Raw genomic sequence first — 14,700 nt, forward strand, 5'->3', positions numbered from 1 at the left:
GCCGACGATGATCGCACCGCCCGGCCGTGCACGGCCTCCTCGGTCTCTGCCGGACCAGGGGCCGATCCCACCCAGACATCCCACCGCCGAACCCACATCTACGGATCGAAAGGAGATGGGGAACGGGCCCGCACGGACACCGCGCCCCTGACCACCAATGGCAACACGACACCTCTATCTAGCACGCCACGGCGCGGCCGACGCGTTCGGGGAGCTCACCGGTATCGGGCACCGGCAGGCGGACCTGCTGGGCGAACGGCTCGCCGACGTACCGGTCGACGCCGTGTGGCACTCCCCGTTACCACGCGCCGTAGCAAGCGCGCACGGACTCGCCCGGCATCTGCCGGACGTGCCCGTGACCGAGGCCGCCGAACTCGTCGACCACGTGCCCTACGTTCCCAGCGCGGCCGAAACGCCCCCGTCCTGGGCCGGCTTCTTCGACGGCTACGACGAGGCCGAGGCGGCCTCGGGCCGAAGGCTCGCCGAGGCCCTGGTCGCCCGGTTCGCGAAGGTGCCCGACACGACCACGGAAGGGGCCCAGCCCGACACACACGAGGTCCTGGTGACGCACGCCTATCAGATCGCGTGGCTGGTGCGGCACGCACTGGACGCGCCGCCGTCCCGGTGGCTCGGACTGAACAGCGCCAACACCGCGCTGACGGTCATCGAGTACCGCAACGGCCTGCCGCCCACGATCGTGATGTTCAACGACATGAGCCACCTCCCGACCGACCTGCGCTGGACCGGCTTCCCCAAAGGCATGAGGCCATGAGGTGACTTCTAGCGCCCCAGCGTGGTGCCCCTGCGGCGCGTAGGCGGCGACCGATCGAAACATTGGCACGAAACCCGCGATAGTGGGATTTAGTGCCAATGTTTCCGAGGGCACGCCGTCGTCAGACTGCTTTCCATGACCGACGCACCCTACGGCCGCACGGCCGCCGTCCATATCCTCGCCACCGGCTACACCACCTCCACAGGACCCGGCGTGGCCGCGACCGTGTCCTACGTCACCGAGGGCGACCTCAGAATCGTGGTGGACCCCGGCATGGTCGCGAGCCAGTCAGTGATCACCGACGCGCTCGCCGGCCTCGGCCTCACGACGGACGACATCACCGACGTGGTGCTCAGCCACCACCACCCCGACAACATCCTCAACGTCGGCCTGTTCGGCCAGGCGCGGGTCCACGACCACAAGGCGATCTACCGGGGCCATGAGTGGACGGACCGGGACGCCGAGGGCTACGGGTTCTCCCCGTCGATCAAACTGCTCGCCACCCCCGGCCACAGCGCCGAGGACATCACCCTCCTGGCCGGCACCGCCGAGGGTGTCGTGGCCTGCGCGGGCGACCTGTGGTGGCGGGCCGACGGCCCCGCCGACGACCCGGTCACCATCGACCGCCAGATCCTGCGGGCCAGCCGAGAGCGCGTGCTGGCCGTCGCCGACCTCATCGTCCCCGGCCACGGCGCACCCTTCACCCCGACCGCGGCCACCCCTCGCTGACGCCCGGCAGCGCCCGAGGTCAGCGGCTGGACCAAGACCTTCACCGACTCCCCGCGCCGTCGCCGTCGGCCGGCTCGCCTCCGGCGGCGACATCATCGAAGCCGGCACCCAGCCCTACCGCCTCGCCGGACAGAGGCTCGAATGTCCGTGACGTACAGGCAGGTCAGCACTCGGGCCGTCATCCGCGGCAGACCCGCGTCGACCGTCATCGCGGCGAATTGCGTTCGCAGGCATCTCATTGCAAACAGGTCGAGGCCGAACTTGCATTCACCTTCATTATCATTGCAAAACTTGATGGCTTTGACCTGTAAGTTTGCGGCTTTTGCTGATTTCTGGATTGACGAATAAGTGAAAGCTAGTTAGCTTTTAGTCATTCGCAAACAAGCGGTGTGATCGGAGCCGCCCGAACGAGGGCTGCTCGCCACCGTGATCGGAGCCCTCATGACTTCCTTCCTCACCCCCTGGCGTACCTGGCACCGTCCACTGGTGGTCTGCGCGCTCCTCATGCTGGGCCTTGTGTCCGCCGCCGGCGTCGGGCTCGTGGTGGACGGCCGGACCCTGCTGGACGAGTCGGTGTGGGTCAAGCCGCTCAAGTTCGGCTTCGCCTTCGCCCTCTACGCCGCGACCCTGGCGTGGCTGCTGACCAAGCTGAGCAAGGGAAGGCGCCTGGGCTGGTGGGTCGGCACCGTTTTCGCGCTGGCCGCGATCACCGAGGTCGGCGCCATCACGATCCAGGCGGCGCGCGGCACCTTCAGCCACTTCAACGCCGATCAGACCGATGCGGTCACGCTGGCCCTGGTCCCCATCCTCACCTACGGCGTGATGACCATCCTCATCGCGCAACTGATCATCGCGATCGTCGTGCTGACCCAGCGGACCGGCGGCCCGGACCTGAACCGGGCGATCCGCGCAGGGCTCGGGCTGGCCACCTTCGGCATGCTCGTGCCGATCTACTGGCTGGCCGCCGAGATCCACCCCCGCACGGTGACCGACGCCAACGGCGACCAGGTGCCGATGTACCAGGGCCACGGCATCGGCGACCCCGACGGCCACGGCATGCCCCTGACCGGCTGGAGCGTGACCGGCGGCGACTTCCGGGTGCCGCACTTCTTCGCCCTGCACGGCATCCAGGTGCTCCTCCTGCTCACCGCGGTGCTGGCCGCCCTGGCCGCCAAGCGCGCCTGGCTGCGCGCGGAGAAGGTCCGCGCCCGCCTGGTCGGCACCGCCGCCCTCGGCTACGGCGGCCTGGTCGCGATCGTGACCTGGCAGGCGGTGCGCGGCCAGTCCCTGATCCATCCCGACGCCCCGACTCTCATCGCCTTCGCCGCGCTGACGCTGATCACCGCGCTGGCCGCCGCAGGGGTGATCGCCGCCGCCAAACGAGTCTCCGCGACCACGGCCGAGCCTGCACGGCATCGCCAGATGGCGCGCTGAGAACCTCCGCCCGACCCGATCTGTGCTCGGGCCCATGTGGGCCCGAGCTTGCTGAAAGGAACTGAAATGACCGGAACTCCTTCTGTCAATGCAGGGCTGATCATCGCCGCGTTGGCCGTGACGGCGTCCACGATGGCGACCCCCGCGGCATCCGCGGACACCGCTCCCGGTCACCCCGCGGTGCAGCGCGCCCTTGACGCTGCCGTGGCCAAGGGGGGCGCCCCCGGCATGGTCGCCGAGGTCCACGACCGCAGGGGGACGTGGTTCGGCTCAGCGGGCGTGGCCGACACCAAGACCGGCCGCAAGCGACAGCAGCATGAGCGGTTCCGCATCGGGAGCGCCACCAAGGCGTTCACCGCCACCGTGGTCCTGCAGCTGGCCGCGGAGCGGAAGCTGAAGCTCGACGACACGGTGGAGAAGTGGCTGCCCGGCCTTGTCCAGGGCAACGGGTACGACGGCCGCAAGATCACCATCCGGATGTTGCTCAATCACAGCAGCGGGATCTTCAACTACGGCAACGACGAGGAGTTCTTCGCCAAGGGCACGGGTGACGCCTGGTACGAGCACCGCTACGACTCCTACACCCCCGAGCAGCTGGTGAGGATCGGCCTGGCCAAGGGGCCCTACTTCGATCCGGGCAAGGGCTTCGGCTACTCCAACACCAACTACTACCTGGCCGCCATGATCATCGAAAAGGCGACGGGAAGGACCTACGGCCAGGAGCTCCACCAGCGCGTCATCCGCCCGCTCGGCTTGACCGGAACCTACCTGCCGGGAAGTGAGGCGAAGATCCGCGGCACTCACCCCCGGCACTACTCCGTCCTGTTCTCCCAGGACCCCAACCCCAAGATCCACGACGCGACCGAGATGAACCAGTCCTTTTCCTGGGCGGCCGGTGGCATCGTCTCGACCACCGGTGACCTCCAGCGCTTCTTCCGCGCGCTGCTGGGCGGACGCCTGCTGCCGCCCGCCCAGCAGCACGAGATGTTCGACAACCCCGTCGACACCAGCGTGAACGGCAAGGCCTACCCGTGGATCCCCGACACCCGCTACGGACTGGGCGTCTTCACCCAGAAGCTGTCGTGCGGCGTCGCGGTCTGGGGCAACGGCGGCGCGACCTACGGGTCGTGGAGCTACGCCATGGGCTCCCGCGACGGCAAGCACCTGCTGGTCAGTCAGGTCAACGGCGACTGGAGCGGCCTGAGCGTCTTCACCGACGTGCTCGACGCCGAGTTCTGCCCGGCCACGTCCCGATAGCCGCCACCACGCCGTAGGACGCGGGGGCGGCCCAGGAAGGCGCCGCCCCCGCCGCAGAGATACTGATGAGCGCCCGCATCGTCCAGGCCCCCCTTCGCCGCGGCGATGGTTCCCCGGGCGCTCTCACGGATCCAGCTCATGTACGCCCCGCACGAGCACTGCGGGGCCATGGCGGCCACCAGCGATGTATTACGTCCATGAGCTGCAGCGGCACTGAGCCCGCACACCGCTCGGCACCCCGCTGACGCTCCGATGGGAACCTGCTCCGGGTCCCTTCCGACAGCGCATGTCGCGACCTTGTTTGGTAGAAAGCCGTCCATGGACAACAACCCGCGATCCGGTTCGAAACCCCTGCTGAGCGTCCTGGCGGTCGGCGCGGTGTTCGGCGCGGCTACCTCCCTGGTCAACGCCGTGGCCCAGCTTTCGGTGGATCTGGAGAGCCGGGAAGCGACGACCGGCGGATGGTCGGTCATGGAGATCGTGAGCGTACTGCTGGACTCCGGCTGGGCATGGGCCGGGTCGGCGGTGCTGGCGGGGTTGCTGGCCACCCGCGCCGAGCAGGGCGGCCTTGAGGCCCGGACACTGGCCCGGGGCGCCGTTGCCGGAGCGTTGGCCCTGCTCGCCGCCACGGCGGCGTACTACGCCGTGGACACGGTCGTCCACGGCGTCTCGCTCGGCTCCTACGGGTATGACACGGTCTACTGGTGGGCGGCGAGTATTCTGCTCGGACCGATTCTGGGCGCCATAGGGGCATGTGCCAGGCGGCCGGGAGCGATCGGTGTGCTCGCGAAGGTGACTGTGCCGGTCGGCGCGGCCGTCCAGATGTTCGTGATGCCACCGGGCAGGAATGAAGTGATCACGACTGTCGGGCAATGGGTCGTGTGGACGACGGCCGCCGTGAGCATCGGCATGGTGGCGGTCCACGTCCTCGGCCTGCGGCGGCAACGGGACTTCTCCGGGGGAGCGGAGTTGCCGTAGAGCCTCGGCAGGGGAACGGAGCTGCCGTAGAGCCTCGGCCGCGGATGAGTGGACTCCCGAGATCGACGCCGTCTCGGAAGCCGACATCCCGCCCGACGTGCTCACCGGCATGACGACCCTCGCTTGGCGAGGACCGACCCCTTGACCCCAGGCCCGGCTGACCCCAGGCCCGGCTGGCCCCCGCCGCACGGCGCCCTGCGCCTTGCGCCCTCGACGAGACACTCCCCCGCCCCCGGGTAGGGCTACCGGTGGCAGACCACTTCCAGCATGACGCCGTCGGGGTCCTCCCAGAACGTGGCGTAGTAGGCGGGACCGTACTGCGGGAACTCCCGAGGCGCGTGCAACACGGTCGCGCCCCGGCCGGCCGCCCACGCGTGGAGGCGGTCCACCTCCTGGCGGGTCTTCACCATGAAGGCCAGATGCTGCAGGCCGGGACGGTGGCGTGAATAGTCGCCGTCCTCCACTGCGGGGTAGAAGAACAGGTATGTGCCCGGCTTGCCGTCCGCCGGACGGTAGGAGAACTCGTCGTCGGCGGCGAAGAAGCTCTCGAAGCCGACCTGGGGCAGGAACTCGTCGTAGTACGCCTTGGCGCGGACGAGGTCGCTGACGTTCATGCCGATATGACCGAGGGGCATCTGCCGATCATAAGAGATCCCCTGGGGCCGGAGGGCTCCCAGGTGCACATGTGGGCAGGGGCGGTAGAGTCGGGCCTCATGTCGGAGATACCGCGTGTGCTTGCCGTGCAGAACGATACGAACGGGGGCCCTGGGCGGTTCGGGGAATGGCTGGAGGCCGCCGGCGTCGCCGTCGACGTGGCCACCGCCTTCGACGGGTCCGCCCTCCCGTCGCGGCTGAAGCACGACGGCCTGATCGTGCTCGGCGGAGGTTACCTGCCGGACGACGACGACAGGGCGCCCTGGCTGCCGGCCACCCGCGCCCTCGTCGAGCAGGCCCTCGCCCGGTCGGTGCCGTTCTTCGGCATCTGCCTCGGCGGGCAGATGCTGGCCTCGGTCGGCGGCGGGAAGGTCCAGGGCGACGCCGGGGCGCCCGAGCACGGCAGCACGTCCATCACCATGAGGGCCGAGGCGGCGGACGACGTGGTCTTCGGCGGGCTGCCCGCCGCCGTCCCGGCGATCGAGAACCACATCGACGCCATCACGGCCCTGCCGCCGGACGCGGTCTGGCTGGCCGAGACCGAACGCTGCCCCTACCAGGCCTTCCGGCTGGGCGACCGCGCCTGGGGCGTGCAGTTCCATCCCGAGGTGGGGCCCGAACGCATCCAGCGGTGGGACGTCGAGTACACCCGCCGTCGAGGGCTTGACCCCGACGAGCTGTACGCCGCCGCCGTGACCGACGACCCGCTCTCGCGGGCCGCCTGGGCTGCGGTGGCCTCCCGTTTCGCCACCCTGGTCAAGGAGGGACGCCCCTAGCCGTTCGCCTGGCGGCGCCGGCCGGGACCGGCGCGCACCGCCTTCCGCTCGTCTAGGCGTGCGTCCGTGTCGCGGCCTGCCCCTGTCCCCTGAGCAGCTGCTCGTGCAGGGTGCGGGCGGTGCGCACGAAGCCGCTCGCCCCCTTGCGAGCCGCCGCCTCCGCGACCGCAGGGGCGGGGCCGCGCGCTCCGGCTCGGCGGGCGGCGTCGATCGCGAAGGAGAGCGCCTGAGTGTGCCCGGAATGTGGCCGCTCATCCGGTCCTGGCAGGTAGACGGGCAGCAGTCCGGTCATGATCTCCCACACCTGCCGGTGCGCGCCCTGTTCCGCGCATTCCTGCAGTGCCGAGCGTACGTGGCTCAGCTTGGTCACGTCCCTGCGCAGGGACAGCCCGAGCTGCCGCCCGCACTCCACGGCGGGCAGGCAACCTGCGGCGGCTGCGCCCAGCAGCAGCCGCCGGCCGCGCTCCTCCCAGGCGAACATGTCGCGCTCGGTCAGCTGGACGGCGATCAGCAGCGCCATCGCCTCGCCCACCGGCCCGTCCTGGGAGAACAGCGCGGCCACGTACTCGTGGAAGTAGCCGGGCCGCCCCCAGGTGTCGAGCAGGTGCGGCAGGAGGTGCATGGCCACTGCCTCCCGGTCCGAGGGCAGCGTCAGCCGCCAGGACTCCATGTACACGCCGTCGCCTCCGCCCGTCCAGGGACGCGGATCGGACAGCAGCGCGTCGATCAGCGCCAGCCCCGTCGGCTCGATCCGGATGCGGGGGTGCAGCCGGGGACTGTGCTCACCCTTCTGCCGGTCGTGCGTGTAGTCGCCGCCGGCGTGCGACCAGTCCACGCCCAGCCCCGGCTCCGGCCGGTCGGCCAGCCATCGCGCCAGCGTGGCGCCCGCCTCCGAGGCCAGCTTCCCGGCGCGGTCGATCACCTCCGGGTCCACCTCCCGCGGCAGCCGCAGCAGCGCCTGCCCCAGATCGGCGGAGAGGGCCTGGACGCCGGCCCGCTCGTACCCCTCCAGGCGGGCCACCAGCTCGGCGGGGTCAAGGTGACCGGAGGTCAGCGTCGGGGTGGCCAGCAGGTACGGCGGCAGCGTCCCGGCCTTCAGCGCGGCGTGGACCTCGGCGCAGCGCAGCAGCATGGCATAGTGCGGCGGCGAGACGTGGCGCGGGTCCGGCAGCCGGCCGGAGTCCACCTTGACGTCGCCCTCGGTGGTGCGCACGCCGATGACGTGCCCGGCGTGATCGGGAGCGCGTTCGGGCTCGGGGACGGTCGGTTCGGCGCCGGGGTCGGAGGCCTCGCGCAGCAGCGCCTCCGTCCACTCGTCGAGGCGGCACCACCGGCGCCGCCCGTAGATGCGGCCCCGGCCGGGGAGCGGCCGCCTGGACGGGTCACGGACGAAGCCGTCGAGCCACCGTTCGAAGGTGATGCCGTCACCGACCTGGTCGTAGGCGGCGGTCAGGTCCTCGAGCGCCGGCGGGAACGGCTCGCGGGCGAGCAGCTCGAACGGCGGCAGCGGCCCGGGCTCGAAGTCGTCGGCCACCTCCGGCTCGGCCGCCACCACGCCGTACGCCTCCGACAGCCGTGCCGCCAGCTCGGCGGGCAGGAAGCTCGCCGCCTCACGCACGGCCTCGGCCCCGGCGTACGTGAAGCGTCCGGCATGCTTGACGGCCAGGCGCACCGCGCGCTCGCGCACCTCGTACGGCTCGCACAGCAGTGCCGAGGCGAGCGCCGCGGCCAGGTCGTCGAGGTCACCGGCTGCGTCGCGGGCGGCCTGGTCCACCAGAGTCAGCCCGGCGCGCACAAGCTTGCCCTCAGGGCGCGACAGCAGCGCCGACACCGCCTCATTGACCTCCTCGCCGCTCAACTCGCCCGCGCCGCGCAGCTGCCGCAGCGCCAGCTCGGCCACCGGGCCCGGCGCGGCGGGCAGCAGCCGCAGATAGTCGCGGGCACGCTCCTTGCTCGGCACCGGGTCGAGCATCTCGTGCAGGCGGGCGAAGAAGCGCAGGTCGGCGGCGCTGCCGCCGCGCAGGAACCGGCGTACGCAGCCGTCGACCAGCGCCTCGGGAACCGACCGGCCGGCCGCGACCGCGGCGCGCAGCGCCCCCAGCCAGGTGCGGCGGCTGGAGTCCCAGGAGGGCGGGTCGATGTTGTCCTCGCGCAGCGCTCGGCCCACGCCCTCGACCTCGAACAACCGGGGCACCAGGTGCTCGGCCAGCGGGTCGTGCTCCAGGTCCGGCGGCTGGGACACCCAGGCGATCGTGAGCGGGTCGTGGTCGGGCGGGACGGCGCCGGTGCGGCGCAGCAGCTCCAGGGCCAGCGGCACGCTGTCGTCCCTGGCCTGGGCCCGGCTGCCGCGCAGCCGCAGGGCCAGCCGCACGGCGAGGTCGGCCTGCCACTCCGGCGGCCGCGCGCCGATCACACGCAGCAGCGGCCCGGAGTCGAGCGGCCGCCGCCAACGGGTGAAGTCGCGGCGGTAGAGCCAGGTCGCGACGGCCGCCGCCCCGCCGAGCACCCCCGCGCCGGCGACCCGCATGGGCTCGATCCATTCCCCGCCGTCGGTCCATACGCCCCGGCGCCGGTCGCGTTCGGCGATCGCTTCCCTGGCGACGCCGATGTGGCCGGGCAGCTCGCGAGCCACCTCGCGGCGCCCGGCCTCGTCGAGGGCCAGCACAGCGGCCGCGACCAGGGCCGGGTCACCGGCGGTGACGGCCGCGCGCACGCCCGGCCAGGCCCCGCTCTCCGGGGAGTGTGTCGTCATGCCGCACACCGTAGAGATCAACTCCGACAGAAACTGGATCATCCGCAGCGGGCGGAGCGGCCCCGACACCGCTGATGATCTTGTCTGACACGGTGCTCTTGCAGTGGGAAGCGGTGGAGCTCACTCGGGAGGCGCCTTCCGGCCAGGGCTGGACGGGACCTCAGACAAGTCCGATCATCCCAGTTCAAAGGCCCATTCTCCGGTGAACGACCGAGCCGATCCGGGCCGGCCGTGAAAGCCGCGGGCTAGTTGTGCCGGTTGAGGTGCACGGCCGCCGCGCGGGCGAGCTCGGTGCGGTTGGCGACCTGAAGTTTGGCGTAGATGTGCGCCAGGTGAGTCTTGACCGTGCCACGGCTGACGAACAGGCGGGTGGCGATCTCGGGATTGGACAACCCCTCGGCGGCGAGCTCCACCACTGACCGCTCGGCCGGGGTGAGGCTCTCCCATCCGGACTCCGGCCGACGGCGCGGCCCGCGCGCGCGGGTGGCGTAGCCGACGGCTGCGGGCAGATCCATCGCACGACCGTGCTCCACGGCTCCGTGCAGGGCCGGCTCCTGCAGCCGCGCCCGCAGCTCCTCGTCGGCAACGGCGGCACGCAGGAGCGGCCGAGGCGCGATCCCGAGGTCGGAGCGGGCGCGCTCCGCAGCGCCCGCGAGCACCCCGGCCGTCTTGGCCACGCCGCGCCGCAGGTTGAGCAACGCCAGAGATTCCAGGCTGGCGACACGGCCGAGGACGAGATCGTGGTCGATCCGGATCCGTAGGGCCTCATGGTGCAGGTTCAGCGCCCGCTCGGTGTCGGTCGCGTGGATCAGCAGCGCCAGCTCATCCAGCACGCCCGCGCGGATGCGTGGCATCTGTGTGGTCACCGGCGCATCGGACAGGGCGTTGAGCACCCGTGCCGCGGCCGAGTGGTCGCCTGACCGCCGCAGGGCGACCGCCAGCACCAGCTGGGTCTCGGGCGCGAGCCATCCCTCGGTCGGCTCCTCCTGCCAGCGGCCTTCTCGCCAGCACCACTCCACCGCTTCTCGCGGGCGGTCGTGTTCGAGCGCGAGCATCGCCTTGCAGCGCTCCCAGCCGGTGATGAACGGCAGCCGCCCCGACCCGTCGACCAGGCGGTCGATGGGCGCCAGCGCGGCAGCGGCCTCGTCCAGGCGGCCCTGGAGGATGCGGATCTCGGCCAGGACGACCCGGGCCGAGCCGGTCCAGTGCAGGTCACGCAGGGGCTCCGCGGTGGCCACGGCACGCTGGGCCAGTTCGCCCGCCCGCTGGAGCGCACCGGACCGGGCGGCGGCCAGCGCCAGCCAGCCCAGGGCGAAGGACCCGACCCCCCGGTCGCCGCGCCCGAGAAGCCCTTCCACGGCGTGTTCAAGGCATTCGATCGCCTGACGATAGTCGTCGGCGAGCACGTGTATCAGACCGATGAACGCCTCGGCGCAGTCCGCGATGGATCCGTCCCCGGCCTGAACCGCCTCCTCCCTGACCGTCCGGGCCTCCTCCAGCGCCTCGGTGAGGCCCACGGTGAGCCGCCCGATGGCGACCAGCGGTCGTGCCGGCCGTCCTGCCGCGGGCGCGCCGGTCTCGGCGGCCATGTCCTGCGCCGCCCGCGCCACCTCGAACGCCTCGACACCCGGCTCGGCGGTGTTGAGGACCAGCGCCAGCGCCGCCAGGACCTCCGCCTGCAGCGGGCTCCGCTCATCCGCGCCTCGCGCCGCCGCCCGCCGCAGCAGCCGCACCCCCTCGACGCCTCGTCCCTCCAGATGCCACAGCCACGCGCAGGCCGTGGCCAGGCGCCGCCCCCGGGCCGGGTCGGCGCGCGACAGTCCCCACTCGATCGCGGCGTGGACGTTGGGGTAGGCGGCGCCCAGTCGCGTCCGCCAGGCGTCCTTGTCGGTGCCCAGCAGCGGCGCCAGCCGTTCCAGCAGGGACAGGTGGATGTCCAGGTGCAGATCCCGGGCGGCCGCGTCCTCCTGTGCCTCCTCCAGGCGGGCGAGCGCGTAGGCCCGGACGACCCCGAGCATCCGGTAGCCGGCCACCGCCCCCGTCGTGTCCGCCACGACCAGCGATTTGTCGATCAGCCCCCGTAACCCCTTGAGCAGGCGTTCGGGGCCGGGCCCGCCGAGTGCGGCCAGGCGGGTCACGGCGTCCGCGGTGAAGCCGGGCTCGAACACCCCGATCCGCCGGAACAGCACCCGCTCGTCGTCATCCAGCAGGTCGTGGCTCCAGCTCATCGACCCCTGCAGCGTCCGCTGCCGAAAGGGCGCGGTCCGCGCGCCACCGTCCAGGAGGGCGAACGGCGCGCTCAGGGAGTCCGCGATCTGCGCCAGCGACAGCACGCCCGCCCAGCCGGCGGCCAGCTCCAACGCGAGCGGCAGCCGGTCGAGCCGGTCGCAGATCCGCCTCGCCCCGGGGCGGGCCTCTGCCCCGCTCGCCGCGTCCGGCGCGCCGGCGCGGACGCGTTCGAGGAACAGTTCCAGCGCATCGGCCAGATCCATCGGCGGGACCGGCCACACCCGCTCGCCGGCGATGCCGAGCCTGGAGCGGCTGGTGGCGAGCACCGCCACGCGCGGGCATTTCGACAGCACCGCCGCGATGACCCTGGCGGCGTCGTCCAGCACGTGCTCGCAGTTGTCGACCACCACGAGAAATTCGCGATCCCGCAGCGCGCTGACCAGCGCCGGCACCGGATCCGGCTCGGCGGGCAGGAGGACGTCCAGCGCCGCCGCCATCCGGCGGGCGACGTGGCTGCCGTCCGTCTCCTCCTCCAGGTCGACCCAGAACGCCCCCTCCGGCCACGCCTCGGCCGCCAGCCGGCAGACGCGGATCGCCAGCCGGGTCTTTCCGCATCCGCCCGGGCCGGTCAGGGTCAGGACCCGTCCGGCCGTCACCGCGTCGCCGATCGCCGCTAGCTCCGAGGCTCGGCCTACAAACGATGACAGCTCAGGCGGAACGTGACGGACAGCAGACATTCCTGGAAGTATGCCAGCGGATCAGCCACCGGTTCACCGGCATCTCTGCCAGCCGGCAGATGTTCCGGGCCTGCCAGGACGACAGGATCGCTGTACACGGCGCCACCGGGTCGCCACCAGCACCAAGGAAAGCAGACATGACGCAGAACCCCGACGTCCAGGCCCGCAAGGTTGTCGCCAACATCGCGCTCTCGCTCGACGGCCGGGTCAACGGCCAGGGCGGCGAGGGGGACATGAGCTGGATCATCCCCCACGCCCTCACCGACGGCGCCCGCGACCACATGGTGCGGGTGACGGGCGCCGCCACCACCGCCCTGCTCGGCCGCAAGAACTACGAGGGCTTCGGCTCCGTCTGGCCGGCGGTCGCCAAGGACGACAGCGCCGACCCCCGGGACCGGGCCTTCGCCCAGTGGCTCGACGAGACTGAGAAGATCGTCTTCTCCTCGACCCGGACGGAGGCGCCGTGGCAGAACTCCCGCCTCGCCGACGCCGATCCCGCCGAGGAGGTCAAGCGGCTCCGCCGGCAGCCCGGCGGCGACATCATCGTCCTGGCCAGCGGCAGCGTCATCAAGGCCCTACTGGCCGGGGACGAACTGGACCGGCTCAGCATCACGCTCTGCCCGGAACTGGTCGGCGGCGGTGCCCGGCTCTTCCCCGACGGCCTGCCCGCCACGTCCTGGTCGCTCACCGACCTGTCGACCACCGAGTCCGGCGCGATCTGCCTGATCTACGACCGGATCAGGAACGCGGGCTGACCCCTTCGCGGCGTCGGCCGGTACGCCGCCGAGCCGGCTCCGCGACGTGCCGCCCGCGGCCACGCAGGCTCGGCCGCGGGCCGCGGGCCACGGGAGGGCAGGTGGTCTCCGGACCGGCCGCCGATCAGGCGGTACGCATCACGCCGGCCGCCGCGCGCGGCGGCCGGCCGGTCAGCGGGTGAGGATGCTGATGCCGAGCATGCGCGCGCCGGTCTCGGTACGCGGGCGGTGTGTGCTGCCGGGCGCGAACACCACATAACTGCCCGGCCCCAGGCGCTGCCCACGGTCGACGAACTCTCCCGAGATCACGTAGTAGCGTTCCTCTCCCTCGTGCACGTCCACCTCGGGCCACTCGGTCCCCGGGGCGAAGTCATACATCCATCCGCGCGCCCATTCCGTGGCCGGCAGGCGCCGCCGGATGATCCCGGGGACGACCTCCACCGGTTCGACCTCGTCAACGTGCAGGACCTGAACATCACCGGACTTGTGCGTCATGGACCCATCGTCGTGGCGCCGGCCGTACCGGCCCAGTGTCTGAAATGACGCCTTCAGGTACTTTCCTGCCATGAGTGCTCATCGAGTGGTCGCCCTGGTGCTGCCACCGCAGTCCACGTTCGAGCTGGCGTGCGCCGCCGAGGTCTTCGGCATGCGCCGCCCCGGTCTGCCCGCCCGTTACGAGTTCGGCGTGTGCGCGGAGCATCCGGGCGCCGTGCCGACCCTGGCGGGCTACGACATGGTGGTCAGCCAGGGGCTGCCCGCGCTGGAGACCGCCGGCACCGTGGTGATCCCCGGCTGGCATCGCCGGGAACAACCCGCCCCGCGCGCCGTGATCGACGCCGTACGGCACGCCCACCGGCGCGGCGCCCGCATCGTCGCGATCTGCTCCGGCGCCTTCCTCCTCGCGCAGGCGGGACTGCTGGATCACCGCAGGGCGACCACCCACTGGCGGATGGCCGCCGAGCTCGCCGCCCGCTTCCCCGCCGTTCAGGTCGAGCCGGACACCCTGTACGTCGACCTGGGCGACGTCGCCACCAGCGCCGGCACCGCCGCAGGCATCGACCTGTGCCTGCACCTGGCCCGCGCCGACCATGGCGCCGCCCACGCCGAGCAGATCGCCCGGCACATGGTCATGCCGCCGCATCGCGAGGGCGGGCAACTGCAGTACGCCGCTCCGGCCCTCACCGGCCACCCGCCGGACTCTCTGGCCACCGTCCTCGACTGGGCCGTCGAACGGCTGCATGAGCCCCTCGCCGTCAGCGACCTCGCCGCGCAGGCCAAGATCTCCCCACGCACGCTCGCCCGCAGGTTCGACGACCAGCTGGGCATCGCCCCCGGCCGATGGCTGCTCCAGCAACGCATCATGGCCGCCCGCACCCTTCTGGAAGAAACGGACCTCCCGGTGGAGACGATCGCGACCAGGGTCGGCCTGTCCTCGGCCGCCAACCTCCGCAGACGTTTTCACGCGATGGTGCGCACCACGCCTGCCGCCTACCGCCGCTCCTTCGGCCGCCGTGCCGGCGGCACGCGACCGGGCGCCTGAGGCGCCGATCGCGCTCGCGCAGGAGCTGCGCGAGCGCACGGGACAAGACCGTCCAGCAGATCGCCGACCTGCCCGGCGTGCCGCGCT

General features: G+C 71.9%; 12 protein-coding genes. 8 read left to right on the top strand and 4 right to left on the bottom strand.

The genetic code is table 11. The features are described 5' to 3' along the window. Positions 1-157: 157 nt before the first annotated feature. The 5 genes from J2S55_RS42540 to J2S55_RS42560 all read left to right on the top strand — a co-directional run bounded on the left by J2S55_RS42540 (position 158) and on the right by J2S55_RS42560 (position 5,170). Positions 158-772 carry a histidine phosphatase family protein gene (locus J2S55_RS42540; RefSeq protein ID WP_306873119.1) on the top strand — a complete coding sequence of 205 codons (615 nt, stop codon included), beginning with the start codon at positions 158-160 and terminating at the stop codon, positions 770-772. A gap of 135 nt (positions 773-907) precedes the next feature. Further along, positions 908-1,501: an MBL fold metallo-hydrolase gene (locus J2S55_RS42545; protein WP_306873122.1), complete on the top strand. Its 594-nt coding sequence runs from the start codon at positions 908-910 to the stop codon at positions 1,499-1,501. A 441-nt stretch (positions 1,502-1,942) separates the two neighbouring features. After that, the gene (locus J2S55_RS42550; RefSeq protein WP_306873125.1) at positions 1,943-2,935 is read left to right on the top strand and encodes a hypothetical protein; all 993 of its coding nucleotides are present in this window, start codon (positions 1,943-1,945) and stop codon (positions 2,933-2,935) included. 66 nt (positions 2,936-3,001) lie between these two features. After that, on the top strand, positions 3,002-4,192 hold the full coding sequence (locus tag J2S55_RS42555) for a serine hydrolase domain-containing protein (protein ID WP_306873127.1): 1,191 nt from the start codon (positions 3,002-3,004) through the stop codon (positions 4,190-4,192). A 318-nt stretch (positions 4,193-4,510) separates the two neighbouring features. Continuing rightward, positions 4,511-5,170, top strand: coding sequence for a hypothetical protein (locus J2S55_RS42560; protein WP_306873129.1), 660 nt, complete (start codon positions 4,511-4,513; stop codon positions 5,168-5,170). Positions 5,171-5,412: 242 nt separating this feature from the next. On the opposite strand, the gene J2S55_RS42565 is transcribed toward J2S55_RS42560, so the two are convergent. After that, positions 5,413-5,805: a VOC family protein gene (locus tag J2S55_RS42565; protein ID WP_306873132.1), complete on the bottom strand. Its 393-nt coding sequence runs from the start codon at positions 5,803-5,805 to the stop codon at positions 5,413-5,415. Positions 5,806-5,883: 78 nt separating this feature from the next. Between J2S55_RS42565 and J2S55_RS42570 the strand changes: the two genes are divergently transcribed. After that, entirely contained in the window at positions 5,884-6,600 is a 717-nt protein-coding gene (locus J2S55_RS42570) for a type 1 glutamine amidotransferase (RefSeq protein ID WP_306873134.1), read from the top strand. A gap of 52 nt (positions 6,601-6,652) precedes the next feature. Here J2S55_RS42570 and J2S55_RS42575 read toward each other — a convergent pair whose 3' ends face one another. Both J2S55_RS42575 and J2S55_RS42580 read right to left on the bottom strand, forming a co-directional pair. After that, positions 6,653-9,352, bottom strand: a complete 2,700-nt coding sequence (locus J2S55_RS42575) for a DUF7824 domain-containing protein (RefSeq protein ID WP_306873137.1) — start codon at positions 9,350-9,352, stop codon at positions 6,653-6,655. Between the two features lie 245 nt (positions 9,353-9,597). Beyond that, positions 9,598-12,237, bottom strand: coding sequence for a helix-turn-helix transcriptional regulator (locus J2S55_RS42580; protein ID WP_306873140.1), 2,640 nt, complete (start codon positions 12,235-12,237; stop codon positions 9,598-9,600). Between the two features lie 218 nt (positions 12,238-12,455). Here J2S55_RS42580 and J2S55_RS42585 point away from each other — a divergent pair, with 218 nt between their 5' ends. Continuing rightward, positions 12,456-13,073: a dihydrofolate reductase family protein gene (locus J2S55_RS42585; RefSeq protein WP_306873143.1), complete on the top strand. Its 618-nt coding sequence runs from the start codon at positions 12,456-12,458 to the stop codon at positions 13,071-13,073. Between the two features lie 171 nt (positions 13,074-13,244). Here the strand turns inward: J2S55_RS42585 and J2S55_RS42590 are convergent, their stop codons facing one another. After that, complete coding sequence (locus J2S55_RS42590) at positions 13,245-13,568, bottom strand: cupin domain-containing protein (protein WP_306873146.1); 324 nt, start codon at positions 13,566-13,568, stop codon at positions 13,245-13,247. A 70-nt stretch (positions 13,569-13,638) separates the two neighbouring features. Between J2S55_RS42590 and J2S55_RS42595 the strand changes: the two genes are divergently transcribed. After that, entirely contained in the window at positions 13,639-14,613 is a 975-nt protein-coding gene (locus tag J2S55_RS42595; RefSeq protein ID WP_306873148.1) for a helix-turn-helix domain-containing protein, read from the top strand. The last annotated feature ends 87 nt before the right edge of the window (positions 14,614-14,700 follow it).

This window comes from Streptosporangium brasiliense, from assembly GCF_030811595.1.
Lineage (GTDB): Bacteria > Actinomycetota > Actinomycetes > Streptosporangiales > Streptosporangiaceae > Streptosporangium > Streptosporangium brasiliense.

What these genes read in the sequence shown, in the direction of transcription:
- J2S55_RS42585 (WP_306873143.1), top strand. Translation starts at nt 12,456, where the DNA reads ATGACGCAGAACCCCGACGTCCAGGCCCGCAAGGTTGTCGCCAACATC.
- J2S55_RS42565 (WP_306873132.1), bottom strand. Translation starts at nt 5,805, where the DNA reads ATGCCCCTCGGTCATATCGGCATGAACGTCAGCGACCTCGTCCGCGCC.
- J2S55_RS42570 (WP_306873134.1), top strand. Translation starts at nt 5,884, where the DNA reads ATGTCGGAGATACCGCGTGTGCTTGCCGTGCAGAACGATACGAACGGG.
- J2S55_RS42555 (WP_306873127.1), top strand. Translation starts at nt 3,002, where the DNA reads ATGACCGGAACTCCTTCTGTCAATGCAGGGCTGATCATCGCCGCGTTG.
- J2S55_RS42545 (WP_306873122.1), top strand. Translation starts at nt 908, where the DNA reads ATGACCGACGCACCCTACGGCCGCACGGCCGCCGTCCATATCCTCGCC.
- J2S55_RS42595 (WP_306873148.1), top strand. Translation starts at nt 13,639, where the DNA reads ATGAGTGCTCATCGAGTGGTCGCCCTGGTGCTGCCACCGCAGTCCACG.
- J2S55_RS42590 (WP_306873146.1), bottom strand. Translation starts at nt 13,568, where the DNA reads ATGACGCACAAGTCCGGTGATGTTCAGGTCCTGCACGTTGACGAGGTC.
- J2S55_RS42560 (WP_306873129.1), top strand. Translation starts at nt 4,511, where the DNA reads ATGGACAACAACCCGCGATCCGGTTCGAAACCCCTGCTGAGCGTCCTG.
- J2S55_RS42540 (WP_306873119.1), top strand. Translation starts at nt 158, where the DNA reads ATGGCAACACGACACCTCTATCTAGCACGCCACGGCGCGGCCGACGCG.
- J2S55_RS42550 (WP_306873125.1), top strand. Translation starts at nt 1,943, where the DNA reads ATGACTTCCTTCCTCACCCCCTGGCGTACCTGGCACCGTCCACTGGTG.
- J2S55_RS42575 (WP_306873137.1), bottom strand. Translation starts at nt 9,352, where the DNA reads ATGACGACACACTCCCCGGAGAGCGGGGCCTGGCCGGGCGTGCGCGCG.